Below are 25,172 nucleotides of genomic sequence, written 5' to 3'. Positions count from 1 at the left end.
CGCTCCACCGAGAGGAATGCAATGTCACACCTTTCTCGCCGCGACCTGCTCCGCACGTCCGGAGCGGGCTTGCTGGCCCTCGCCGCCGGCGGCACCCTCGCGGCCTGTGGCGGCTCCGGCTCGGGCGGCGCCTCCGGCGGGGACGCCGACAGCGGCACGATCACCGTCTGGTCCTGGGCCACCGCCGCCGAGGCCCTGCGCGGGATCGTCCCGGCCTTCGAGAAGGACAACCCCGGGATCAAGGTCGACGTCCAGGACATCGGCGAACCAGCCATCTGGGACAAGATCACCGTCGGCATGGCGGCCGGCGGCCAGGGCCTCGGCGACGTCCTGCACATCGGCTGCGACTACCTCCCGGGTTACCTGGAGAAGTTCCCCGGGGGCCTGGCCAACCTCTCCGAGTTCGGCGCCGACGCGCACAAGGACAAGTTCGCCAAGGGCCTGTGGCCGGTCGTCACCGGCAAGGAGGGCCACGTCTACGCGCTGCCGTGGGAGGTCAATCCGCTCGGCTTCTTCTACCGCAAGGACTACTTCGACAAGGCGGGCATCGATCCCGAGTCCCTCGCCACCTGGGACGACCTGATCGCCGTCGCCGACCGGTTCAAGGCCGCCAACCCCGGCATCGCCGTGATCGGCCTCAACAAGGCCGCCAACCCGACCCCCGACCTGGACTTCCTCCAGGGTCTGATGCAGCTCCAGGGAGCGTTCTACTTCGACCTCCAGGGGAAGATCACCGTCGGCTCCGAGCCGGCCGTCCGCGCCCTGACCATCGTCAAGCGACTGGAGGAGGCCGGGCTGATCGCCGACACCCCCGGAGTCCAGAGCTGGGTGCCCGTGATGAAGACGGGCAAGCTCGCGGTGGCCGCGATGCCCGCATGGGTCGCGCACTACCTGGAGAAGAAGTTCCCCGACCAGAGCGGAAACTGGCGCCTCACCAAGCCCCCGGCAGTGACCCCCGGCGGGAAGCGCACCGCCCTGGTCAACTCCACCCACCTGGCCGTCTCCGCCTCCAGCCCGCGCCGCCGCGCCGCCTGGAAGTTCGTCGAGTACGCGCTCACCCGCACCGCCTCGGTGAACGCCATGTTCAACGCCGGCGGTGTCTTCCCGGCCCTCACGGAGGCCTACACCGACCCGCTGTACGCCGCGCCGAGCGCCTACTACGGAGGCCAGCCGGTGCTCAGGACCTTCGCCGACCTCGCCACCGACGGCGGCGACCCCACCAACTACTCCGGCGACTACGCCCGCGCCCTCAAGCTCGTCAGCGACGCCCAGACCAAGGTCCTCCTCAAGGGCGCCGACCCGGCCGCCGTCCTCCAGGACGCCGCGAAGCAGCTCGCCCAGCAGACCGGACGCACGATCGCATGACCGCCGCCGCCCCGTCCGTCACCCTTGCCAAGGACGCCGCGCGGGCCCACCGCGCCGCCCGGTGGCGTCGCACCGCAGTGCCGTACCTGCTGCTCGCCCCCGCCCTCCTGACCTTCGGCGTGTTCAAGGCCTACCCGGTCGTCGACTCGCTGTTGCTGTCCTTCACCACCGGCTCGGGCGCCGCCACCCGCAGCGCCGGCCTCGCCAACTACCGGCGCCTGCTGGACGATCCGTTGTTCTGGACGGCGCTGCGCAACACCGCCGAGATCCTCGTCGTGCAGGTCCCGCTGATGCTCGCGCTGGCCGTGCTGATGGCCGTCGCCATCAACTCCGCGTTCGTGCGCTGGCGCGCGGTGTGGCGGCTCGGCATCTTCATGCCCTCGGTCACCGGCCTGGTGGCCACCGGCGTGATCTTCGCCTATCTGCTCAAGGCCGACGACGGTGCGGTCAACTGGTTGCTGGACGCCGTCGGACTGCCCACCGCCGACTGGCTGGGCCAGCCGTTCTGGGCCCGGATGGCCGTCGTCCTGGTGCTCACCTGGCACTACACCGGCTACAACGCCGTCATCTACCTCGCCGGCCTGCAGTCCATCCCCAGGGAACTGTACGAGGCCGCGATGGTCGACGGCGCCGGACCGATCCGCCGCTTCACCGCGATCACCCTGCCCGGCCTGCGCCCGGTGCTGCTCTTCACGCTCGTGCTGTCCACCATCGGCACGCTCCAGCTCTTCGACGAACCGTACGTGCTGACGGGCGGCGGCCCGGACAACGCGACACTCACCGTTTCCATGTACCTGTACCAGAACGGCTTCAGGTACTTCGACTTCGGCTACGCGTCCGCCATCGCCTACGCGCTCACCCTGCTCGTGTCGGTGCTCGGCGCGGTCCAGATGCGCCTGATGGGAGAGCGCGACCGATGAACCTCCGCAAACTCCGCGGCTGGCCGCTGACCTTCGTGCTCGCCGGCATCACCGGGCTGTCCGTCGGCCCCTTCTACTGGCTGGTGATCGCCTCCACCCGCAAGGACACCGAGATCTTCGACTGGCCGCCCAAGCTGCTGCCCGGCGGGCACCTCGGTGAGAACCTCAGCCACCTCCAGCAGAAGATCGGCCTGCTCCGCGTGGTCGGCAACTCGCTGCTGGTGGCGGGGGTCCAGACGATCGGCGCCCTCGTCGTGGCGCTGCTGGCGGGGTACGCCTTCGCCAAGTTCCGTTTCCGCGGCCGCACCCTGCTCTTCGCACTGCTGCTGTCCACCCTCGTCGTGCCCGAACAGGTCATGCTGGTACCACTGTTCAAGATGATGATGGACTTCGGTCTGCTGGACACCTACCAGGCGCTGATCCTGCCCGGTCTGTGCGTGCCGTTCGCCGTGTTCCTGATGCGGCAGTCGCTGAGCAGTCTGCCGGACGAGCTCCTGGACGCCGCCCGGGTCGACGGCGCGGGCGAACTCCGGGTGCTGTTCAGCGTGGTCGTGCCGGTCATGCGGCCGGTGCTCGCGGCCCTGTCGATCTTCCTCTTCCTGGGGTCCTGGAACCAGTTCGTGTGGCCGCTGATCGCCCTGCGCAGTCCCGCGATGCACACCTTGCCCGTCGCGCTGGCGACCCTGCAGGGCAACAAGTCCAACACCGACTACGGCGCGATCCTGTCCGGCACCGCGCTGTCCACCCTGCCGATGATGGTCCTCTTCCTGGTCCTCCAACGGCAGTTCATCTCCGGCCTGCTGGCCGGCGCCACGAAGGGATGACGACCGTGACCGACATCTGGGAGCCGCACGCGCCCACCGCCGGCGGTCTGCGCCCGCTGCACGCCCAGGGCCTGGACCTGCGGGTCAGCGGCGCGGGCACGGCCCGGGAGATCGCCGACGGGGTGCTGGAGGTGAGCGCCGAGGGCGAGGGCGACGTCCGGATCGAGTGGCGGGTGCCCTGCGTGGACGCCACCGCGCTGTGGACGCCCGAGCCGCACGGCACCGGCCGGCTGCCCGCCGCCTGGAGCGCCCCGCAGCGCACCGGGCTGACCCGCGGCGCGCCGATCGCCGCGCTCGTCGGCACCGGGGACGTCGCGCTGTGCGCCTTCGCCGCCGGACGCCCCGACGTGCTGGCCGGGGCCGGCGTGGTCGAGGAGAGCGGCGAGTTCCGGTTCTGGGCCCAGGCCACCGACCGGCTCACCGTCCGGATCGACACCTCGCGCCGGCACTACGCCCGCAGCCTGGCCGAACTCGCCGCCTGGTGGGGCGCCGACCACAAAGCCGACATCCCCGAGGCCGCCCGCCGCCCCGCCTACTCCACCTGGTACTCGATGCACCAGGACGTCTCGCCCGAAGGCGTCGAGACGCAGGCCGCGCTCGGCAAGGAACTCGGCCTGGACGTGATCATCGTGGACGACGGCTGGATGACCGCCGACCGCACCCGCGGCTACGCCCACTGCGGCGACTGGGAGCCCGTCTCGCTGCCCGACACCGCCGCCCACGTACGGCGCGTCCACGACCTCGGCGTGCGCTACCTGCTCTGGTACGCCCTGCCGTTCATCGGCAAGGACAGCGCCGCGTACCAGCGGATCGGCCGCCACGCGCTCGCCGACGCCGCCCACATGGGCGCGGTCGTCGCCGACCCGCGCTACCCCGAGGTCCGCGCCTTCCTCACCGACCGGCTCGCCCGCGCGGTCGAGGAGTGGGGCATGGACGGCCTCAAGGTCGACTTCGTCGACTGGTTCGCCCGGGACGCCGACGGCGCCCCGCCGGCCGGCCCCGAGGCGGACTGCGCGAGCGTGGACGAGGGCGTCGAGCGGCTGCTCGCCGGGATCCGCCGCCGGATCACCGCCGCGAACCCCGACGCCATGATCGAGCACCGCCAGCCGTACGTCAGCCCGGGCCTGTGGCCGTACGTCACCATGATCCGCGCCACCGACTGCCCGCTCAGCCCGCAGGAGAACCGGCAGCGGACCATCGACGTGCGGCTCGCGGCCGGGCCCGTCCCCGTCCACGCCGACATGCTGATGTGGCACCCGGCCGAACCGCCGGAGCAGGTCGCCTGTCACCTGATCAACGTGCTGTTCTCCGTCCCGCAGATCTCCGTCGACCTCACCGCGCAGAGCGACGGGCAGCGCGAGGCGATCGCCTTCTGGCTCGGCGTGTTCCGCACGCACACCGCGACCCTGCAACTCGGCGAACTGCTCCCGGCCCGCCCCGACCTCGGCTACCCGATGGTCACCGCGCGCGGCGCCGACACCGTCGCCGTCGCCCGCTACGCCGCACTGCCGGTGGACGCCTCCGGCGGCTGGCACACCCTGCTGGTGGCCAACGCCGACACCGACCCGGACGTCCGGCTCACCGGCGGCAGCGGGACGGCCACGATGACGGTGCAGGACGCCCGGGGGCGTATCGTCCGGCAGGGCGAGGTCGAGCTGGACCGTGCGGAACCGATCCCCGTGCCGCGCGGCGGACTGCTGACCCTGCGCCGCAGCTGACCACGCCCGGAGCCACAGCCGACCACGCCCGGAGTCGCAGCCGACCACGCCTGGAGGAGACCGGATGCCCGAGGGACCGCAGCGACCGCGCCGCGGCGCCACCACGATCGAGGAGGTCGCCCGCGCGGCCGGGGTCTCCCGGCAGACCGTCTCCAACGCGCTCAACGCCCCGCAGCGGGTCCGCCCGGAGACCCTCGACCGGGTCACCACCGCGATCCGCGAACTCGGCTACCAGCCCGACCAGTCGGCGCGTTCGCTGCGCAGCGGCGCCCGGCGCACCCTCGGCTACCTCGCCCCGGTGGACGACCCGCTCGACCCCAACCCGCTGATGGCCGGCTTCCTGGAGGCCCTGGTCGACGCGGCCGGAGCCGAGGGGCAGCGGGTGCTGCTGTTCCGGCCCGCACCGCCGGCCGGGGACCCGGTGGCCGCGATCGACGAACTGGTGGCGGCCCGTCAGGTGGACGGGCTGGTCCTGGCGGACGTGCTCGCGGAGGACCCCCGGATCGCGCACGTCGCACGGCTCGGCGTCCCCTTCGTCAGCTTCGGCCGCACCGGCCCGGGGGAGCCGCAGCACTGGGTGGACATCGCCAACGACGCGGCGACGGCGGAGGTGGTGCGGCACCTCGCGGCGCTGGGCCACCGCCGGATCGGCTACCTCGGGGTCGACGAGCAGCTGCCCTGGATGGCGGCCCGCCGGGCGGGCTTCCTCGCCGAGGCCCGCCGGCTGGGCCTGTCCGCGGTGGCGCTCCCCGCGGTGGCGCTCCCCGGGGCGGCGCTCCCCGGGGCGGCGGGGGAGAGGCGGGAGGCGGCCGCGGCGCCCTCCGCGGTCGCCGCCGTCCGGGCGTTGCTGAGCGGGCCCGACCGGCCCACCGCCGTCGCGGCCGGCAGCGACCTGCTGGCGCTGGACGTGTACGAGGCGGTGCGGGCGGAGGGGCTGGCGGTCGGGCCCGGTGGGGTGGCCGTCACCGGCTTCCACGACACGCCGCTCTGCCGCCACCTCCACCCCGCCCTGACCTCCGTCCGGCTGCCGCTGCGCGCGATCGCCACGGCGCTGGTCGGCCGGCTGCTGGGCCGGGTGCGGGGGGAGGCGGTACCGGCGGCGGGCCTGGAGCTGCCCACCGAGCTGGTGGTGCGGGGGAGCAGCGCGTGACGACGGGACGACCGGCGCCCGTCTGACGCCCGGGCCGGTCAGCCCGAGCCCGTTCGCCCGAGGCCGTTCAGCCGCGCCCGTTCGCCCGAGGCCGTCCGCCCGCGCCCGTCCGCCCGCCCCCGGCTCAGGCCCGGTGGGCCGCCGGGCGCTCCGGGGACGCCTCCGCGAGCGCCCGGGTCACGGCGTCGACGCCGGCCCGCAGCCCGTACACCGGGGTGGCCGGCTGCTGGCGCCAGGAGTCGTCGAGGCCGCCCGCGTCCACCGTGTCGAAGCCCAGCTCGTCGACCAGCGCCCGGACGACCTGCTTGGCCGCCTCGTCGTCCCCCGACACCGGTACGGCGAGGCGGTCCGGGTCGCCCGCCGGGAGCGGCCGCTCCAGCAGGTCCTGCGCGTAGGTGCCGTTGAACACCTTCACCACCGGGTGGCCGAGGTGCTGCTCCGTCCACCGGCTCTCGGTCAGCCCGCCGTCCTCGATCGCGTCGATCCGGCCGTCGCGCTCCTTCGGGTAGTAGTTGCCGGTGTCGATCACGACCACGCCGTCGGCGGCCTCGTCGAACAGCCCGGAGGGCAGGTCCGGCACGTTCTTCAACGGGACGGTCACGACCACCAGCTGCGCGCCCCGCGCCGCCTCGGCGACCGGCACCGCCGTCGCGCCCGTCTCCTCGACCAGGGCCTTCAGCGTCTCCGGGCCGCGCGAGTTGGCCACCGAGACGTCGTGCCCGAGCGCGGTCAGCCGCCGCGTCAGGTTGCCGCCGATGTTGCCCGCGCCGATGATGCCGATCTTCATGGGAAGCCCCTCGTCTGCGAGTTCTGCGATTCCTGCGAGTCCTGCGATTCCGCGAAGTCCGCGAGTTCCGTACTGGCTCGTCGCCTTGGCCCAACGACGTGCCGACCGCTCCGATTCCCCGCAACCGGGTGGTTTTCCGGAGGCCGGACCCGGCGGTCCCCGCGTGCCTGGTCCTGCCAGGGCCAGGCACGGGAGGGCGCGCCCGGGTGAGAATCACTCCCGTGAACCCGAGCAGCACCCTGAGCGAATTCCTGCGCACCCGCCGCGCCCGGCTGCGGCCCGAGGACGTCGACCTGCCCGACTACGGCGGCCGCCGCCGCGTCGCCGGGCTGCGCCGCGAGGAACTCGCCCACCTGGCGGGCGTCAGCGTGGATTACTACACCCGCCTGGAACAGGGCCGGGTCGGCAACCCCTCGCAAGCCGTCCTCGACGCCGTGGCCCGCGCCCTGCGCCTCGCCCCCGACGAGTCCGGCCACCTCCACCGGCTGGCCCGCCCGGTCACCCGCCCCCGCCGGCCGACCGCCCGCCAGCAGCCCCGCCCCTCCCTGCTGCGCCTGCTGGAACAACTGGACCACACCCCGGCCGTCGTGATGGGCCACCGGATGGACGTCCTGGCCTGGAACCGGGCCGCCACCGCGCTGTTCGGCGACTACGGCGCCCTCCCGGTCGAGGAGCGCAACATCGCCCGCATCACCTTCCTGGACCCGGCCTCCCGAGAGCTCTACGGCGACTGGGCGACCTGCGCCCGGGAGAACGTCGCCTTCCTCCACCTGGAGGCCGGCCGCCGCCCCGACGACCCGCTGCTCGCCGAACTGGTCGGCCAACTCTGCCTCTCCAGCGAGGAGTTCCACCGCTTCTGGGCCGAACACCCGGTCGCCGACAAGACCTCGGGCCGCAAGCTCTTCCACCACCCCCTGGCCGGCACCCTCGACCTCGCCTACGACACCCTCCGCCCCGCCGACGACCCCTCCCAGGCCCTCGTCACCTACACCGCCGACCCCGACACCCCCTCCGACGACGCCCTGCGGCTGCTGCTCTCCTGGGCGGCCTCCCGGTGAGTCCCGAGCGACCGCCCGGCAGCCGGCTGCAGCACCTCCTCGCCGGCCTGCCCGCCGCCTTCGCGGCCGCGCCCCGGCCCGGCCGGATCGACGCCTGCCCCTGCTGCACCCCGCAGGCCGCCCTCGACACCCTGCTGCGCACACCCCGCGAACGGCTGGGGCCCGACGAACTGACGCGCTACGCCACGTCGGTGCTGAACACCGTCGGCTCCCCGGCGGATCTGCGGTACTTCACGCCCCGCATCCTCCGGCTCCTCCTCACCGGTGAACTCCTGCTCCCCGACCTGGAACCGTTCTGCGGCAAGCTCGACCGGGCGGCCTGGCGGGACTGGCCGGAGGCCCCGTACCTCGGCGAACTCCTCGACGCCCTCTGGACGGACGTCCTGACCGGCCCCGAGTGGTGGGACGCCGAAGCCGTCCTGTGCGCCCTCACCGCCGCCGACCCGGGGAGCGTCGACCGGCGGCTGGCGGAATGGGCCCGACTGGCGACACCGACCGCCGTCGAGCGCCTGCACGAGTTCCTCCTCGTCGGCCCCGGGCCCCGGAACGCCTTCTGGGACCGGACGAGCCCGTCCTACCGGGCCTTCACCGCATGGCTGCGCGGCCCCGTCCTGCTCGACGCCGTCGCCGACGCGTTCGACCGGACCGAGGAACCCGCTCACCTCGAACAACTCGCCACCGTCCATGACATCTTGGGGACTCTGCCGTACCGTCCGTCCATGTGACCCTCGACCAGGCGTACGTGAACCAGATCTTCCTCCCGGCGACCTACGCCGAGGGGGTTCCGTACGGGCTGTTCCGTGAGCTGCGCGCGTCCGCCCCGGTCTGCTGGGTGGAGGAGCCGGCCGTGGGGGAGTGGCCGGCCGGGCCGGGCTACTGGGCGGTGCTGCGGCACGCGGACGTGAAGCACGTGCTGCGCAGCCCGGAGGACTTCTCCTCGCACCTGGGCGCCACCCAGATCCGGGACCCGGACACCCCGGCCGACCTGGACTTCGCGCGGGCGATGATGCTCAACCAGGACCCGCCCGACCACTCCCGGCTGCGCCGGGCCGTCGCCGCCGCCTTCACCCCGCGGGCGCTCCGGGAGCTGACCGCCGCCATCGAGGCCCGCGCAGCCGAACTCGTCGCTGCCGTCCGCCCGCTGGGCGAAGCCGACTTCGTGCCGCTCGCCGCCGACCTGCCGGTGTGGACGCTCGCCCGGATCCTCGGCGTGCCGGAGCAGGACCGGCAGTTGCTGGTCGACTGGTCGAACCGCGTCATCGGCTACCAGGACCCCGACCACGCCCACTCCAGCACCGCTGACCCGTCCCGGCTCACCGACCTGGGGCGCGCCGCGCTGGCCCACCGCCCGGAGGCCCGCACCACCCCCGACGGGCGGCCCGTCAACCCGCGCTCGCGGGCCGCACTTGCGGACATGTTCGCCTACGCGCACGCGCTGGCCGAGCAGCCGCCGCCCGGCAGCATCGTGGCCCGGATGCGGGAATCCGGGCTGAGCGTCGCGGAGTTCGAGACGATGTTCTTCCTCTTCGGAGTCGCCGGCAACGAGACTCTGCGCAACGGCCTGCCGGGTGGGCTGCATTCCCTGCTCACCCACGCCGACCAATATCGCCTGCTGTGCCGACGGCCGGATCTCGTCGCTTCGGCGGTGGACGAGCTGCTCCGATTCTGGCCGCCCGTACTGGAGTTCCGGCGCACGGCGACGCGGGACGTCGAGCTCGGTGGGCAGTCGATCCGCGGCGGCGACAAGGTGGTGGTGTACCACGCTTCCGCCAACCGCGACGAGTCGGTCTTCTCCGATCCGGATCGCCTGGACATCACCCGTACGCCGAACGATCACGTCAGCTTCGGTTTCGGCCCGCACTTCTGCGTCGGAGCGCAACTGGCCAGGATCCAGATGTCGGCGGTGCTCCGGCGGATCGTCACGGAGCTGCCGGAGCTGGAGCTCACTCCGGGCGCGCCGGCCACCCGGCTGGTCTCGAACTTCCAGAACGGCCTCAAGAGCCTGAGCGTCCGCTGGCGCTGACCCGCGCTGACCCGCACCGACCCGCGAGCACCGGCCCGGCCCCGGCCGGCGCGAGGTCCGGTCGGCTCGCCGGAGAAGCCGAATGATCGTAAGCCCCGCACGGGACGGAAAGCCGGCGCACGCGGTTCTGCTCATGAACCCATAGGATTCCCCTAACCTTCCGCGAAGGTGAGGAAGCCTCCGATATCTCGTAATCCGGTGCCCCTTCTCCGCATTTCACCAAGGCCGCTACGGTGTGCGCCATGACGTCCGTCCTCGTCGTCGAAGACGACCCCGCAATCCGCGCTTCCCTCATAGAGGTGCTGACCAATCACCACCTCCTGGTGCGCAGTTCTCCGAACGGCTTCGGCGCGCTGCGCGAGATCACCCGGCGGCCGCCGGACGCGATCGTCCTCGACCTGGGACTGCCGGACCTGGACGGCGCCGACGCCCTGCGGATGATCCGCGGCCTGTCCCAGGTCCCCGTCCTGGTGGCGACGGCCCGGGACGACGAGCGGGAGATCATCAAGCTTCTCCATGCGGGAGCCGACGACTACCTGGTGAAGCCGTTCTCCGGTGGACAACTGGTGGCCCGCCTGATCGCCGTGCTGCGACGCTGCTCCGCTCCCGCCGCCTTCCCCGCGGCAGGTCCGGCGGCACCGGCGGGCCCGGTGCCCGGTGCCGACCGCGGTGCGATCGTCGTGGGCGACCTGTGCATCGAGCCGACGGCGCGGACGGCGCGTCTCGCCGGCGGGGATCTCTCCCTGACCAGGCGCGAGTTCGACCTCCTGGAGTTCCTCGCCCGGAACGCGGGACGGGTCGTCTCCCGGCAGGTGATCCTCGCCGAGGTCTGGCGCCAGCCGTACGTGGACGAGAAGACCGTCGACGTCCACCTGTCCTGTCTGCGCCGCAAGATGGGCGAGCGGGCCTCCCGGCCCCGCTACCTGCACACCGTCCGGGGCGTCGGCGTGAAGCTGGTGGCCCCCCAGTGAGATCCACCCTCGCCACCGTCGCCCTGGTGGCCACCTCCATGGTCGCCCTCTCCTTCCTGGTGCCGCTGGCCCTGCTCCTGCGCACCCAGGTGCAGACGCAGGCCATGCTGGCCGCCGAACAGCGGGCGGCCGCCCTGGTGCCCGCCACGGTGACCCTGGCGGCCCGGCCCGCGGACCTGGAGCTGGTGGTGGCCCGTCTGGAGCTGGCCGGTCGGCACAGCGTCCATCTGCCGGACGGCCGGACCGTCGGCACCGCGCACGCCCCCGCGGACCGGCTGGACCGGGTCGTGCGGGAGCGGCGGTCCTTCACCGGCGCGGTCCCCGGCGGCCGGGCCTACCTCCAGCCGGTGCCCCTGGAGGGGAGCCGGGTGGCCGTCGTGGAGGAGTTCGTACCGCAGGCCGAACTGAACCAGGGGGTGGCCCGGGCCTGGACGGTGATGGCCCTGCTCGCCGTGGGCCTCGTGATCGGCTCGGTCCTGCTGGCCGACCGTCTCGGCGCCCGCGTGGTGCGCGCCTCCCGCACCCTGTCCGACGCCTCGGCGGCGCTGGGCGCCGGCGACCTCGGGGCGCGGGTCGAACCGAGCGGGCCACCGGAGCTCCGGGCGGCCGGACTGGCGTTCAACAGCATGGCCGATCGCGTGACGCAGCTCCTCGAATCCGAGCGGGAGCTGGTCGCGGACCTCTCGCACCGGCTCAGGACCCCGCTGACGGCGTTGCGCCTCACCACCGAGCAGGTCGGCACGGTCGCGGGCTCCACGCGGGTGAGCGAGGCGATCGACCACCTCGAATCCGAACTGGACTCGATCATCGTCACGGCCCGCATGCCGCTGTCCGGCAGGCCGCTCGGTGCCAAGGACGGCACCGGTTCCCGCGCCCGGGGGGCCGGGCACCCCGGGCGGCGCTCCGCCGAACTGTGCCGGGTGTCGGAGCTGGCCGCGCACCGCGTCGGCTTCTGGTCGGTGCTCGCCGAGCAGGAGGGCCGGTGGTGCACCTTCGAGGCGACCGACGAACCCACGCCCGTGCTGCTGCCGGACGACCACCTGGCCGCCATGGTCGACGCCCTGGTCGGCAACGTCTTCCGGCACACCCCCGAGGGGACCGCCTTCGCGGTGAGCGTGCAGCGGACGGCCCAGAGCGTCGTGCTGGTCGTCGAGGACGGCGGCCCCGGCATCCAGGACCCGGGCAGTGCGCTGTCCCGGGGAGTCAGCAGCGGCGGGTCGACCGGCCTCGGGCTGGACATCGCCCGTACCGCAGCCGAGTCGACCCGGGGGCGCCTGTCGATCGGCCGCAGCACGCTGGGCGGGGCGCGGGTGGAAGTGGCCCTCGGCCTCGCCCCGGACTCACGGTTCGCCCTCGGCCGGCCGTGGCGCCACCGCCGGCGGCGCGTCACGGAGGTCCTCCGGCGCAGCCGGCAGGACTGAGGCCCGTTCGCGGACGGGGCGTGTCCCGTCCGCCGTGCCGCCGTGCGTCGTGCGTCGTGCCGAGCAATTCGCAAAGGCGCCGGATCGTCGAGGGCATGCAAATTCATCTCGGATGTCGGCAGGCCTTGTTGACGGATTGTCTTGCAAATATTTGAACGTTCTGAGTATTTGCGTGATCGGACCTTGACGTGGGAAGTTCCTCGCGGCCAAGATCCTCTACCGACGGGTAGGGAAGTCGCCACGGAATACCCAGGCGCCCGCCCGGCGAGCCGCCGAGCGCGATTCCGGCACTCACCACCGCCTCCGCAGCATTCATGTCCGTGGCGCTCCGGTCACGGCCTGCGATGCCCTCGCCCCGCCGACCGTCCGCGCGGTGACCGTTCGACGACAAACGCCCGCTGAGGCGCACGGAGGAGTAGAGATGTCGGATTCGGGGGCCGACGCGGCCGCGACGGACGCCGGACTGGCACGCCTGGTCCGCGACGGACAGGAACGGGACCGGTCCGCGGCGGAGGCGGACGCGTTCCTCCTGCGCGGGTTCCTCAGTCTGCCGGAGGACCGGCAGGCGGTGCTGTGGAGCTGCCTCGACGAGCCCGCCGGCCGATCGTCGACGCCCCTGCCGGAGCCGGACGCGCCGGGTCGTCAGATCCTGTACGACGCCTACCTCCAGACGTATGCCGCGCGGGTGCCCGATCGGTCGTGCCGTCACCTGATCGCCGCCCTGGCGGAGTTCGTCCGGCACGGCGCCACCGACGACACCGAGGGCCTCACCGGCCATCTCTCCCGATGCGACAGCTGTGGTCGCGCCCGGACGGAGCTGACCGCCATCGACCGCTGGCAGCGGCCGGTCCTGCGCCGGGGGTTGCTGCTGTGGACGGGAGAGCCCTCGGCCACCGCCTCGTCGGCGGCCGAGGCCGGCACCCCGCCGGCGGCCGAGGCCGGCACCCGCCCGGAGCCGGCAGCCGCACCGCGACCCGCCCCCCGCAGCCGCGCGCGTCCGCCGCACGACGGCGGCCGGCGCCCCGGCGGGCGGCGCGCGCTGACGTCCTTCGCCGCGGTCGGGGCCGGCGCGGTGTCCGCCCTGGTCCTCGCCGGGGTGGTGCTCACGATGGTGGACTCGGCAGGAACCCACCCCTCACCGGCCGGTGCGCTCACGCTGCCGGGCTCCGCCGAGCCGGCGTCCCCCGCGGGTTCCTGGAGCCCGGCTCCGTTGAGCGTCGCGGACTCGCCGTCGGCCACCGCACCGGTAAGCCCGTCGCCCACGGCCTCGACCGCCTCCGCCTCGGCCGGCCCGTCACGTGCCCGGCCGACCGAGTCGGCCGTTCCGTCCTCCACCCCGTCGAGCCCCGCACCGGCGACGGCGGCAGTGGCACCGCCCCCGAGCCGCCCGGTCGGCCTTCCGCTGGTGAACAGGGCCTCGGGGCTCTGCGTCGCTCCCACCGACCGGAGCGCCGACAGCCCGCTGCAGCTCCAGCAGTGCACCGGCCAGGCCGCCCAGCGCTGGGAGCTCCTGGCGGCCGACCAGGGCGGCTACCAACTCCGCACCGCGGACACCGGACTGTGCCTGGACGGCACGACGTCGGGCGGGAACCTCGTCGCGGTCACCGTGCGGAGCTGCCGGTCCGACGCGCAACGCGCGGAGCAGCTGTGGAGGCTCGAACCGGACGCCAAGACCGGTGCCGTCCGTCTCTGGTTCGTACCGTCCGTCCCGTCGAGCGACGACGCCTCCCACCTGCTCGGCCCGTACAACTGGCCGAAGGCCGACCCGCCCCGGAGCGGATCGGCGCTCGTCCAGCTGCCCGACTACTACCACTCCGGCAGCTTCCTGTTCACCCTCGGATGACCGGCGTGGCCGCGCCCGGGGACGTCCCGCTCGCGGCCCCGCCGTACGGCGGTCAGTCGCAGCTGAGCCGGGGGTCGGCCCAGTCGGCGTGGTCGTGGTCGATGTCCGGCCCCGACCTGGTGACCACCAGGCGCAGCGTGCTGCCGCCGGTGAGGTCGGCGCTCAGCTGCTTGACGGCGGACTTGCCGGTCACGGTGCCGCTGTCGGCGACCTTGGTGGTGTCCCGGTAGATCTGGAAGTCCACCGAGCCGTCACCGCCGGTCTCGTCGTCCACCCCCACGTCGACGGTGAGGTTCCGGCACTTGCCGCCCAGGTCGTAGGCGATGGAGCCGGCGGCGTGCACACCGAGGCCCTTCGCATAGGCGGTGCCGCGGATCGTCAGGGGGTGCCCGTCGTGCGTCCCGCGCTCGCCGTTGCTCATGTCCTCCTCGACCGGGCCCCAGCCGTTGGTGGCGATGGTCCAGGGCTGGCCGCTGAGCGGGCCGGAGTGGACCGCCGGCGGGGTGGGCCGGTCGGTGCCGTCGGCGGTCGGGAGGATCCACTTCTGGGCCTCGGCGTCGGTGCAGGCCTCGGTCGTGGGACCGCCGTCGGCCCCGACGGCCAGGCAGCGTCCGGAGCGGCTGTTCCTGAGGGTCTTCGCCGTGGGGTCGTAGGCCCAGGTCCTGGCCGGATCGTCGACCCGGCCCTCGCCCCGGGTGCCCTGGCAGTCCCGGACGGTCACGGCGGTGCCGTCCACGGCCAGGCAGGTGTCGTTCCTCAGACGCAGCGTGTGGTCGACGGCGTACACCCAGGCCCGGTCGGACTCCTCGGCGCAGTCGGCCAACGCGGCCCTCGATCCGTCGGCCGAGCTCAGGCACCGCTGGTCGTGCCGGACCATGCCCCGGGTGGTGTTGCCGATGGCGCCGCGCTGCACGCTGCCGTCCTGCTTCGTCGTCACCTTCGCCATCGACTTGCAGGTGTCGTTGACCTGGCTGCCGGAGACCTCGGCGGAGATCGTGCCGCCGTTCGCCTTCGGCACGCCGAAGGCGACCGACGTGGCCGGCTGGTTGTAGCAGTTGGACTCGGGGAGGCCCCACTCGAAGTATTCGGTCCAGTCCGCCATCCCGCCCGGAGAGATTCCGCCGGCACCGTTCGTCCTGATGCTGCCCAGGTCGATGCTGGTGTGGGTGGTGGTGTCGGTGACGGTCGCGCCGAACCAGCCCCGTTCCGAGGTGGGGGCGACGGTGAACGCGTACGTGTGGCCGGCCTGCCAGTCCAGCAGGGCACTGCAGTGCTTGCCGCTGCCCTCGCCGTCGAAGTTCTCGCAGGTGCTGACGGGGCTCTTCCGGGCGGCGGTGGCGTCCCACACCGAGAACAGGACGTGGCGCTTGTCACCGCCGTCGCTCTGCATGCCGAAGTAGGCGGTCTGGTTGTTGTCGAAGGCGAACTGGTGGCTCCAGAAGACGTCGGCGGTGTAGCCGGGGTCGGACTGCGGGGTCGTCGTCCAGGTGACGTCGTGCAGGGAGCCGGTGCCCGAGGGGAAGGCGTAGAACGTGTTGGTGCCCGGGGTGGGACCGGCCATGGCCGAGGAGCCGAGCATGGCAGCGGCTCCCCCGGCCAGGCTGAGGGAGAGGACGAGACCGACGATGCGGAGCCGGTTCTTCGAACGGTGTTTGGCCACGGGTGTGCACTCCTGCTCTGTGGGTGGTCTTCGGCGGAACCCGCTCGGGCGTGCCGTGGGGTGCCGTGGGCGTGCCGTGGGGGTGCGTTTCGCGCGGGGTCCGAGGCGCCTGCCCGGGACGGCCGACGCCGCCCGGCCCGAGGGGCGCCGGGGCCGGAACCGGTGCGGGCGTGCCGTCCGCTCCCGGGTGCGGGGATCACCGACCTCGGGGCCCGTCGGCGGACACGAGTGAGGGTAGGAGCGGCCGGGCGCCGGATCCGTCGCCCAGTGGGTCGGGTAACGAACTCCTAGGGCTCCGTTCACCTTTCGGCCCGTACTCCCGGGCCGTGGCCCGGTCGGGGCGAGCGTGACCGGCGGGGCCCGGTGCCGCCGTGACGGTGTGGCGGCACGGGCCGGGACACGGCCCGGGGACTCGCCCGGCCGTTCCGGCGGGTGAGCGGCGCCGTGTGCGGCCGTGCCCGCCCACCGGGCGGCCGTGTCACTCGCGGGCCTCGGCGAGCCGCCGCGCGTCATCCGATCGCGGGTCGCTGTCGATCGTGGGCTGAGCGGAACGTTAGGGCTTGGTTAGCCGTGCCTTCGAGGGCCGGTTCCGGCCACCTGGCGGCTCCTACGATCGGCCGGGCACGGCGGATCTGCCGCCGGTGCGGACGAGTAGGGAGACCCACCATGGCACGTCATCGTCGTACCCGGCGCATCACCAGCGTGGCCCTGGCTACCGCGACCGTGATCGGTGGCGGCGTGTACCTGACGTCCGGTTCCGGCCCGGCGTCGGCGGCGGTCGCGGAGTCGTCGGCGAGCTGCAAGCTGCGGGCGACGGGCGCCAATCTGTCGGAGGGCTTCGGCGGCCAGGCCGGTCTCGTGCCGTCCACCGGCACCGTGAACGCCAAGATGATCTTCGTGGACTTCCCCGACGCCAAGGCGAACGACTCCACCGCGTCGTTGTACGACCAGCTCGCGCCCGGCGCCACCGACTGGTTCTCCAAGGCCTCGTACGGCCGGCTGAACCTGCACATCTCGGCTGACACCAGCCGCTTCTACCGCATGCCGAACTCCTCCGACAGCTACGGCTACCAGCGGGGCCTGAGCTACGAGAGCCACCAGCGGTACATCGAGGACGCCCTGAGGGCCGTCGGCCGCTCGGTGGACTTCAGCGGTACTCAGATCCTCTACATCGTGCCGACCGGGCGCGCCTCGGCGATCTCCTTCTCTCCCACCTTCATGGGCAGCGTCACGGCCGCCGACGGCACCGTGATCGACAAGACCGTCACCCTCGGGCAGGACCTGTGGGCCTGGGGATCGGGTGTGATGAACCACGAGACGGGCCACGCCATGGGGCTGCCCGACCTCTACTCCTTCGGGTCCGGAGACGCCCACGGCTACGTGGGCGGCTGGGACATGATGGGCCTCATCTCCGGCCCCGACCCGGACCGCTTCGGCTGGCACAAGTGGAAGCAGCAGTGGATCGACGACAACCAGGTCAGCTGCTACGGCGGGCCGGGCACCCACACGGTGACCCTCACCCCGCTGGAGACGAACGGCGGCAGGAAGATCGCCGTCGTCAGGACCGGTCCCACCCGCGCCGTCGTCGCCGAGGTCCGCGGGAAGCAGGGCGTCGACAGCGGCGCCTGTACCACGGGTGTCCTGATCTACACCGTCGACACCACCGTCAACAGCGGCGACGGTCCCGTCCGGGTCCAGGACGCCCGCCCCCGCTCCGGCGGCTGCGGAGGACACGAACTCAACGACGCCGCCTTCGGCTACGGCTCCGGCGCCGTCAGCCACTACAGCGACGAGTCCGGGGCGACGATCGACGTCACCGGCCACAACGGCGGCAACTACACGCTCACCATCCACAAGTAGCCGAAGCGGCACCGGGAGGCACCGCACCACGCCGCACGCGGGGACCGTGCGGCGGTGAACCCGTCGTGGGACGGAGGAGGGATGTCGGATCCGGTGAACCACCCGACCACGGAGTCCGGACCGACAGGCCTGCTCCGGGAGGAGCCCGCACCAGGCCCCGCACCACGTCGCGCCCTTCGCCTCCGGGCGCGACCGCCGTGCGCCGACGGCCGGCGTCCCGGCCGGCGACGCGCGCTGACGTCCTTCGCCGCCGTCGGGGCCGGCGCGGTGCTGGCGCTGGTCATCGCCGGTTTGGTGCTCACGACCGTCCACGCGGCGGGTGCGCACCGTCCGCCGGCCGGCGCCCTCGCGCTCCCCGGCTCCACGGAGCCGGCACCCGTCACCGGCGACCCGAGCACGAGTCCGGTGACCACCCCGTCCCCGGGACCGTCGACGGTCGTCACACCGTCGCCGACCGGACGGATCGGTCTTCCGCTCGTCAACAGGGTCTCGGGGCTCTGCGTCGGCATCGCCGACCGGAATGCCGACGGCCCGTTGCAGCTTCAGCACTGCACCGGTCAGGCCGACCAGCGCTGGGAGCTCCTGGCGGCCGATCAGGACACCTACCAACTCCGCAACGCGGACACCGGACTGTGCCTGGACGGGACCACCGCCGGCGGGGACACGATCACGGTCGCCCTTCGGAGTTGCCGCTCCGGCGAGCAACGCGCCCAGCAGCTCTGGCAGTTCGAGCGGGATGCCAGGACCGGTGCCGTCCGGCTGTGGTTCGTCCCGCCCGTCCCGTCGAGCGAGGACGCCGGCCATCTGCTCGGCCCGGAGAACTGGTCGAGGGCCGACCCGGCCCGCGTCGGATCGGCCCTCGTCCAGCTGCCCGACTACTACCACTCCGGCAGCTTCCTGTTCACCCTGGGATGACCGGCGAGCGGCCACCGGCGACCGGCGATCCGCGGTCATGGCCGACGTTCCGCCGGGCTTCGTCCCCGTCGTCGTCGCCGGACCACCCGTCAGCCGGCCGCGCGGCACCGCCGGCCATGGGTTAAGCGGAACGTTAGGGCTTGGTTAACCGCGTCTTCGAGGACGGGTTTCGGCCACCGCACTGCTCCTACGATCAGCCGGGTACAGCGAGTGGTCCGCGAGTGCACCTCGGCCGTCCGCCCGTCACCGGAGCGGTACCGGTGGTGCCGAACTCCCGCTGTCCGCAGCGCTGTCCGAACCGCTGTCGGCCGCGACAGCGCTCGCCGTCCGGACCGGTCGGGGGGCCGTCCGGCGGCCTTCCGACAGCCGCCCGCACCGCATCCGCCCCACTGCCCGGGGCCGGGAACAAGCTGGCCCGACCCGGGCACGGAAGCAAGCCCGCCGCAGGCGCGGGCACCCCAGGGGGACACCCCCGGGCCCCGTACAAGGAAAGGAACGTGATGGGACACCGAAGCACCGAGCGTCGCCGTCGCCGGCAGAAGCGCTCGACCCGCACGACGGCACTCGTCAGCCTGGCGGTCGCCGCCGGGATGGTCGCCGGCGTCCTGGGCATCCAGACCGCGTTGGACGCGCCCTCGCGCGTCCCGGCCGCGGCGTCGGCCGACGATCTCGGCGCGAGCCAGACGGTCGGTCTGGTCACCGACGACGACGGCGAGACCGGCTCCGCCGAGAGCGGCACCAAGGCGCCGGCCGCCCCGAAGCGTGACGCCAAGGCGACGCCGCTCAAGGAGATACCCAAGGAGCAGCCCGACCGCGGTCTCGTCTACGCCGGTCTGAGCCTGCCCAGCGACGACCGCTGCGCCGGACAGCTGCAGGTCAGCGGCGGTACGCTCTGCAGCCACGGCCCCGACGCCCCGCCGCAGGGCGTCGACATCCACAAGGACGCCGCCCCGGTGGCCGCGGCCGCCGCCCAGCCGGCCGCGCTGACCCCGGCGGCGAACGCCCAGCCGCCTTCCGCCGCCGACCTGTTGAAGGGCGGCTCGCCGGTTCTGGACGCCGGGACCAAGGCCCTGGTCGGCGACGCGGCCGACGCCTCGCCGAAGAACCCGGCCGCCGCCGCGGCCGCGGGCGGCTCGGCCGTGGTCTGCGACGGCGACGGCACCAGCGGCAACCGCGTCCAGGTGGTGTACGTCCACGCCCCGGGCAAGGACCGCTTCGCCCAGTACCTGGCCTCGTTCAAGAAGTGGGCCGCGGACGTCGACACCATCTACGACGCCAGCGCCCAGGAGACCGGCGGCGACCGGCACGTCCGCTTCGTCACCGAGTCCGACTGCACCGCCGCGGTGCTGAACGTCCAGATCTCCGACGCGGACATCAGGGACTTCAACTCGCAGAACAACGCGCTGGCCAAGCAGGGGTTCAACCGCAAGGACCGCAAGTACATGATGTTCACCGACGCCCAGGTGTACTGCGGCATCGGGACCTTCGACGGTGACGAGCGCCCCGGCGCCGACAACCAGAGCAACTTCGGTCCCTCCTACGGCCGTTCCGACTCCGGCTGCTGGGACGGCGCCACCGCCGCGCACGAACTCGGCCACAACCTGGGCGCCGTCAACGACAGCGCGCCGAACTCCAGCAAGGCCGGCCACTGCGTCGACGAGTGGGACCTGATGTGCTACTCGGACGCCCCGAACTACCCGAAGATGAAGACCGTCTGCCCGGACAACAGTCACGACGACCGGCTGGACTGCCGCCACGACGACTACTACAACACCAACCCCGCGCCCGGCAGCTACCTGGCCACGCACTGGAACGTCGCCAACAACCGCTTCCTGATCGCGGGCGGCGGCACCGGCCCCAACCCGACCCCCACGCCGACCCCCACGCCGACCAAGACCGGCGGCCCGTCGCCCACGCCGACCAAGACCGGCGGTCCGTCGCCCACGCCGACCAGTACGGCGAGCCCGTCGCCCACGGCGACCGCCACGCCCACCAAGACCGCGTCCCCGAGCCCGACGGCCACCGGTACCTCCTCGCCCACCGCCACGCCGTCACCGACGGCCACCTCCACGACCGGCTCCACCGGTCCTGACGTGACGGTCAGCCAGGTCACCCAGAGCTCGGCCATGCTGAGCTGGCCGGCCGCCAACGGTGCCGCCGGCTACGACGTCCTGCTGAACGGACAGTCCGTCGGCACCGTCCACTCGACCGTGGTCGGCATGGTCCGGCTCGCCCCGGGCACCCAGTACAAGGTGGCCATCGCCTCCCGTGACGCCGCCGGCAAGGTCTCCAAGCCGGGTCGCACCGTGACCTTCAAGACCACCGCCGACTCCGGCACGCCGCAGCCCGGCACCCGCTACACCCTGGTGAACGGGCTCACCGGCCAGGCCGCCGACCTGTGGGGCAGCTCGATGAACGACGGCACCGTCGCCATCGCCTACCAGCGCACCGGCTACGCCAACCAGAAGTGGACCTTCGAGGACGCCGGGAACGGCACCCTGCGGATCAAGTCCGTGCGCTCCGACAAGTGCCTCCAGCTGGGCGGTGACGCGGTGGCCGGCCAGTACGTCGCCCAGCAGCCCTGCTCGGACGCGGCCGCACAGAAGTGGCAGGTGAACTCCGCCAACGGCGGCGTCACCATCACCGCCCAGGGCTCCTCGCTGGTCCTCGGCATCAGCAACCGCTGGTACTACGGCGGCTGGCTGCTGGAGCTCCAGCAGCCGAACGGCCAGGCCTTCCAGAACTGGTCGCTGCAGAAGACCTCCTGACCCCGGACCGGGCGGCCGGCCCCCCTCCGGCCGCCCGGGCAGGTCGGTCGGGCAGGCCGGTCGACCCCGGGCAGGACCGATCGGCCGGGTGCGGCCGCCGTGAACCGCGGCGGCCGCGCCCGGCCGTCCCACTCACCGTACGAGGAAGCAGCCCATGCGCATCCGTTCCATCGCCGCCGCCCTGGCCGTCGCCGGGGCGGCCGTTCTCGCGACTGCCTCAGTCCCCGCCTCCGCCCACGGCGACACCGTCCACCTGGAGATCACCGGCGCGGACAACGGTCACGTCGCCACCACTGCCACCTTCGAGAACGACCACGACCCGGTCACCGAGGGGTTCGCCGGCTCGCTCGCCGCGACCTCCTCCGACGGGCGCACGGTGGGCCCCTGGCGCCTGGTCGCCGTCCCGGGCCACCCCGGCAGCTACACCACCCGCGAGATCCTGCCGGCCGGCCACTGGAAGATCACCGTCGACTGCGCCTTCCCCGACCTCGGCCACGGCGAGCGCGAACTCGACGTGCAGGCCGCCGCCATCAGCGACCCGGTCGGCTCCGTGCCCACCACTGCGCCCACCTCCGGGCCGACCACCGTCCCGTCCCCGGTCGTCACCCTCGGCCCCACCACCGACCCGACGGCCCCCGCCCCCACCGACCCGACCACCTCCGCTCCCGCAGGCACCTCCGCTTCCGCCACCGCGACGTCCGGTGCCCGGCCGAAGGACTCCGCGGACGAGGACGGCTCGACCGCCGCCGCCTGGGCCGCCGTCGGCACCGCGGCCGTCGCCGTCGTGCTCGTCGTGCTCGGCTTCCGTCTGCGCCGCAAGGCCACCCGCGGTTGATCCACCCCCGGGGCGCGCCCTGCAGGCGGTGGTGCTGTCGGCCTGTCCGCGCAGTCGGAAGCGGACGGCCGGACCGCCGGGGGCCGCCGGAAGGATCAGCCCGCGCAGGTCGGGCAGAGGCCCCGGTAGGTGACCTCGGCCTGCGAGACGGTGAATCCGAAGCGCTGCTCCGTCGGGAGGTCGGCCAGCGGGTTGCCGAGCGGGTGGACGTCGCGGATGGCGCCGCAGCCGGTGCAGATCAGGTGCTGGTGCGGGCGGTGCGCGTTGGGGTCGTAGCGCTTGGCGCGCCCGTCGGTGGAGACCTCGATGACCTCGCCGAGGGTGACCAGCTCGCCGAGGGTGTTGTAGACCGTCGCCCGGGAGATCTCCGGGAGGCGCTCCGCCGCGCGGGCGTGCACCTCGTCCGCGGTCAGGTGCACGTGCTCGCCGTCCAGGACCTCGGCCACGACACGCCGCTGGGAGGTGAGGCGCCAGCCGCGCCCGCGCAGTCGCTCCAGCAGGTCACTCATATCGGTTCACCTATTCAGGTCAAGGGGAAGACCGGAGTTTACCAATACACATCCTGGGTCATCCGGATCCCGATCGGATATGGGTTTGGTGTCATTCTTGACTTGGATTCCGTCCATCGTAGGATCGGCTCCGGCGCTAGCCTAGGTACCAGCAGTAGATGTAGATGCCGTAGGTAGCACAGAAGACACCGTGATCCGCCTTGTGAGGGAAGGATTCCCATGTCTGACATCCACGATGCAACCGGCGTAGAGGCGAAGGCGGAGGGCTGCCCGGTGAACCACGGGCGCGCCGCGCACCCCACGCAGGGCGGTGGCAACCGCCAGTGGTGGCCGGAGCGGCTCAATCTCAAGATCCTCGCCAAGAACCCCGCCGTGGCCAATCCGCTCGGAGCGGAATTCGACTACCCGGCGGCTTTCGAGGCGCTCGACCTCCCGGCCGTCAAGCGGGACATCCAGGAGGTGCTCACCACCTCCCAGGACTGGTGGCCGGCCGACTACGGCAACTACGGCCCGTTCATGATCCGCATGGCCTGGCACAGCGCCGGCACCTACCGGATCAGCGACGGCCGCGGCGGCGCCGGCGGCGGCCAGCAGCGCTTCGCCCCGCTGAACAGCTGGCCCGACAACGCGAGCCTGGACAAGGCGCGCCGCCTGCTGTGGCCGGTGAAGAAGAAGTACGGCCGCAGCCTCTCCTGGGCCGACCTGATCGTCCTGGCCGGCAACGTCGCGCTGGAGGGCATGGGCTTCCGGACCTTCGGCTTCGGCGGCGGCCGGGTGGACGAGTGGGAGCCCGACGAGGACGTCTACTGGGGCCCGGAGACCACCTGGCTGGGCGACGAGCGCTACACCGGCGACCGCGAGCTGGAGAACCCGCTGGCCGCCGTCCAGATGGGCCTGATCTACGTCAACCCCGAGGGCCCCAACGGCAACCCGGACCCGATCGCCGCCGCTCGCGACATCCGCGAGACCTTCTACCGGATGGCGATGAACGACGAGGAGACCGTCGCGCTGATCGCCGGCGGCCACACCTTCGGCAAGACCCACGGCGCCGGCCCGGCGGACAACGTCGGCGCGGACCCCGAGGACGCGCCGATGGAGCAGCAGGGCATCGGCTGGAAGAGCGCCTTCCGCACCGGCGTCGGCGGGGACGCGATCACCAGCGGCCTGGAGGGCGCCTGGACGCCCACCCCGGTCACCTGGGACAACAGCTTCTTCGAGACGCTGTTCGGCTACGAGTGGGAGCTCACCAAGAGCCCGGCCGGCGCCCACCAGTGGAAGCCGAAGGACGGCGCGGGCGAGGGCACCGTCCCGGATGCCCACGACCCGGACAAGCGCCACGTCCCGATCATGCTCACCACCGACCTGTCGCTGCGCTTCGACCCGGTCTACGAGCCGATCTCCCGGCGCTTCCTGGAGGACCCGGCGGCGTTCGCCGACGCCTTCGCCCGCGCCTGGTACAAGCTGACCCACCGCGACATGGGCCCGGTCGTCCGCTACCGCGGCCCGGAGGTCCCCAGCGAGCACCTGCTCTGGCAGGACCCGCTGCCGACCGTCGACCACCGGCAGATCGGCGCGGCCGACGTGGCCGACCTCAAGCGGCGGATCAACGACACCGGCCTGTCGGTGGCCGAGCTGGTCTCCACCGCCTGGGCGGCGGCCTCCTCCTTCCGCTCCAGCGACAAGCGCGGCGGTGCCAACGGCGGCCGGATCCGGCTGCAGCCGCAGATCGGCTGGGAGGTCAACGAGCCCGACCGGCTGGCCGCGGTGCTGCGCACCCTGGAGGGCGTGCAGCGGGACTTCAACGCGCAGGCCGGCGGCGGCACGCAGGTCTCGCTGGCCGACCTGGTGGTGCTGGCCGGCGGCGTCGGCGTCGAGCAGGCGGCCAAGGCGGCCGGCCTCGCCGTCGAGGTGCCGTTCGCGGCCGGCCGGGTGGACGCGCCGCAGGAGCTGACCGACACCGAGTCCTTCGCCGCGCTGGAGCCCAAGGCCGACGGCTTCCGCAACTGGGTCGGCAAGGGCAACCGCCTGCCGGCCGAGTACCTGCTGCTCGACAAGGCGAACCTGCTCGGCCTGAGCGCCCCGGAGCTGACCGTGCTGGTCGGCGGCCTGCGCGTGCTGGGCGCCAACCACGGGCAGTCCGCGCACGGCGTGCTCACCGAGACCCCCGGCGTGCTGACGAACGACTTCTTCGTCAACCTGCTGGACCTGGGCACCCGTTGGACGGCCACCTCGGAGGACTCGCACACCTTCGAGGGCCGGGACGCCTCCGGCAAGGTCAGGTGGAGCGGCACCCGGGCCGACCTGGTCTTCGGCTCGAACGCCGAACTCCGGGCCGTCGCCGAGGTGTACGCGAGCGACGACGCCAAGGAGAAGTTCGTGACGGACTTCGTCGCGGCCTGGGTCAAGGTCATGAACGCGGACCGCTTCGACCTCGTCTGATCCCCACGGCGGTGCGGGCGGGAGCCCGGGGTAATCTCCGAAGGACGGGCTGCGCGGGTTCTTCTGGCCGCGGGGGAAGTACCCGGACGAGGCGGGGGCGGCGGAG

19 protein-coding genes are annotated in these 25,172 nt (G+C 73.0%); 16 read left to right on the top strand and 3 right to left on the bottom strand.

Features of this window, described 5'->3' with window-relative positions; genetic code table 11:
- The first annotated feature begins 21 nt into the window (after positions 1-21).
- The 5 genes from ABT048_RS11305 (at position 22) to ABT048_RS11285 (ending at position 5,977) form a co-directional block, all read left to right on the top strand.
- Entirely contained in the window at positions 22-1,365 is a 1,344-nt protein-coding gene (locus ABT048_RS11305) for an ABC transporter substrate-binding protein (RefSeq protein WP_350521105.1), read from the top strand.
- Positions 1,362-2,285, top strand: coding sequence for a carbohydrate ABC transporter permease (locus ABT048_RS11300; protein WP_350521104.1), 924 nt, complete (start codon positions 1,362-1,364; stop codon positions 2,283-2,285). Before ABT048_RS11305 ends, ABT048_RS11300 begins: the two co-directional genes overlap by 4 nt.
- On the top strand, positions 2,282-3,109 hold the full coding sequence (locus ABT048_RS11295) for a carbohydrate ABC transporter permease (protein WP_350521103.1): 828 nt from the start codon (positions 2,282-2,284) through the stop codon (positions 3,107-3,109). The genes ABT048_RS11300 and ABT048_RS11295 overlap by 4 nt, the downstream gene beginning before the upstream one ends.
- The gene (locus ABT048_RS11290) at positions 3,106-4,827 is read left to right on the top strand and encodes a glycoside hydrolase family 36 protein (RefSeq protein ID WP_350521102.1); all 1,722 of its coding nucleotides are present in this window, start codon (positions 3,106-3,108) and stop codon (positions 4,825-4,827) included. The genes ABT048_RS11295 and ABT048_RS11290 overlap by 4 nt, the downstream gene beginning before the upstream one ends.
- 64 nt (positions 4,828-4,891) lie before the next feature.
- Positions 4,892-5,977: a LacI family DNA-binding transcriptional regulator gene (locus tag ABT048_RS11285; RefSeq protein WP_350521101.1), complete on the top strand. Its 1,086-nt coding sequence runs from the start codon at positions 4,892-4,894 to the stop codon at positions 5,975-5,977.
- A 124-nt stretch (positions 5,978-6,101) separates the two neighbouring features.
- Here ABT048_RS11285 and ABT048_RS11280 read toward each other — a convergent pair whose 3' ends face one another.
- A complete protein-coding gene (locus ABT048_RS11280) occupies positions 6,102-6,764 on the bottom strand; it encodes an NADPH-dependent F420 reductase (RefSeq protein WP_350521100.1) in 663 nt (220 codons plus the stop codon).
- Positions 6,765-6,976: 212 nt separating this feature from the next.
- Here ABT048_RS11280 and ABT048_RS11275 point away from each other — a divergent pair, with 212 nt between their 5' ends.
- The 6 genes from ABT048_RS11275 (at position 6,977) to ABT048_RS11250 (ending at position 14,080) form a co-directional block, all read left to right on the top strand.
- The gene (locus ABT048_RS11275) at positions 6,977-7,822 is read left to right on the top strand and encodes a helix-turn-helix domain-containing protein (RefSeq protein ID WP_502893998.1); all 846 of its coding nucleotides are present in this window, start codon (positions 6,977-6,979) and stop codon (positions 7,820-7,822) included.
- Complete coding sequence (locus ABT048_RS11270) at positions 7,819-8,547, top strand: hypothetical protein (protein WP_350521098.1); 729 nt, start codon at positions 7,819-7,821, stop codon at positions 8,545-8,547. The genes ABT048_RS11275 and ABT048_RS11270 overlap by 4 nt, the downstream gene beginning before the upstream one ends.
- On the top strand, positions 8,544-9,845 hold the full coding sequence (locus ABT048_RS11265) for a cytochrome P450 (RefSeq protein WP_350521097.1): 1,302 nt from the start codon (positions 8,544-8,546) through the stop codon (positions 9,843-9,845). Before ABT048_RS11270 ends, ABT048_RS11265 begins: the two co-directional genes overlap by 4 nt.
- A 242-nt stretch (positions 9,846-10,087) precedes the next feature.
- Positions 10,088-10,816 (top strand): response regulator transcription factor, encoded by a 729-nt coding sequence (locus ABT048_RS11260; protein ID WP_350521096.1) that lies wholly within the window; start codon positions 10,088-10,090, stop codon positions 10,814-10,816.
- Positions 10,813-12,237 (top strand): sensor histidine kinase, encoded by a 1,425-nt coding sequence (locus ABT048_RS11255; RefSeq protein ID WP_350521095.1) that lies wholly within the window; start codon positions 10,813-10,815, stop codon positions 12,235-12,237. The genes ABT048_RS11260 and ABT048_RS11255 overlap by 4 nt, the downstream gene beginning before the upstream one ends.
- Before the next feature lie 421 nt (positions 12,238-12,658).
- A complete protein-coding gene (locus tag ABT048_RS11250; RefSeq protein ID WP_350521094.1) occupies positions 12,659-14,080 on the top strand; it encodes an RICIN domain-containing protein in 1,422 nt (473 codons plus the stop codon).
- Between the two features lie 52 nt (positions 14,081-14,132).
- Here ABT048_RS11250 and ABT048_RS11245 read toward each other — a convergent pair whose 3' ends face one another.
- The gene (locus tag ABT048_RS11245) at positions 14,133-15,740 is read right to left on the bottom strand and encodes an NPCBM/NEW2 domain-containing protein (RefSeq protein WP_350521093.1); all 1,608 of its coding nucleotides are present in this window, start codon (positions 15,738-15,740) and stop codon (positions 14,133-14,135) included.
- A 666-nt stretch (positions 15,741-16,406) separates the two neighbouring features.
- Here ABT048_RS11245 and ABT048_RS11240 point away from each other — a divergent pair.
- From ABT048_RS11240 to ABT048_RS11225, 4 genes are all read left to right on the top strand, one after another.
- On the top strand, positions 16,407-17,600 hold the full coding sequence (locus ABT048_RS11240; RefSeq protein WP_350521092.1) for a M6 family metalloprotease domain-containing protein: 1,194 nt from the start codon (positions 16,407-16,409) through the stop codon (positions 17,598-17,600).
- A 294-nt stretch (positions 17,601-17,894) separates the two neighbouring features.
- Positions 17,895-18,515, top strand: coding sequence for an RICIN domain-containing protein (locus ABT048_RS11235; RefSeq protein ID WP_350521091.1), 621 nt, complete (start codon positions 17,895-17,897; stop codon positions 18,513-18,515).
- Between the two features lie 500 nt (positions 18,516-19,015).
- The gene (locus ABT048_RS11230) at positions 19,016-21,283 is read left to right on the top strand and encodes an RICIN domain-containing protein (RefSeq protein ID WP_350521090.1); all 2,268 of its coding nucleotides are present in this window, start codon (positions 19,016-19,018) and stop codon (positions 21,281-21,283) included.
- Positions 21,284-21,437: 154 nt separating this feature from the next.
- Positions 21,438-22,118, top strand: coding sequence for a hypothetical protein (locus tag ABT048_RS11225; RefSeq protein ID WP_350521089.1), 681 nt, complete (start codon positions 21,438-21,440; stop codon positions 22,116-22,118).
- Positions 22,119-22,213: 95 nt separating this feature from the next.
- Here the strand turns inward: ABT048_RS11225 and ABT048_RS11220 are convergent, their stop codons facing one another.
- A complete protein-coding gene (locus tag ABT048_RS11220) occupies positions 22,214-22,627 on the bottom strand; it encodes a Fur family transcriptional regulator (protein WP_350521088.1) in 414 nt (137 codons plus the stop codon).
- 219 nt (positions 22,628-22,846) lie between these two features.
- Between ABT048_RS11220 and katG the strand changes: the two genes are divergently transcribed.
- Positions 22,847-25,066: a catalase/peroxidase HPI gene (gene katG, locus ABT048_RS11215; RefSeq protein WP_350521087.1), complete on the top strand. Its 2,220-nt coding sequence runs from the start codon at positions 22,847-22,849 to the stop codon at positions 25,064-25,066.
- Positions 25,067-25,172 lie beyond the last annotated feature (106 nt).

It is taken from the genome of Kitasatospora sp. NPDC096140 (assembly GCF_040303045.1).
Taxonomy (GTDB): domain Bacteria; phylum Actinomycetota; class Actinomycetes; order Streptomycetales; family Streptomycetaceae; genus Kitasatospora.
This window is presented reverse-complemented; position numbering and strand designations above follow the sequence as displayed.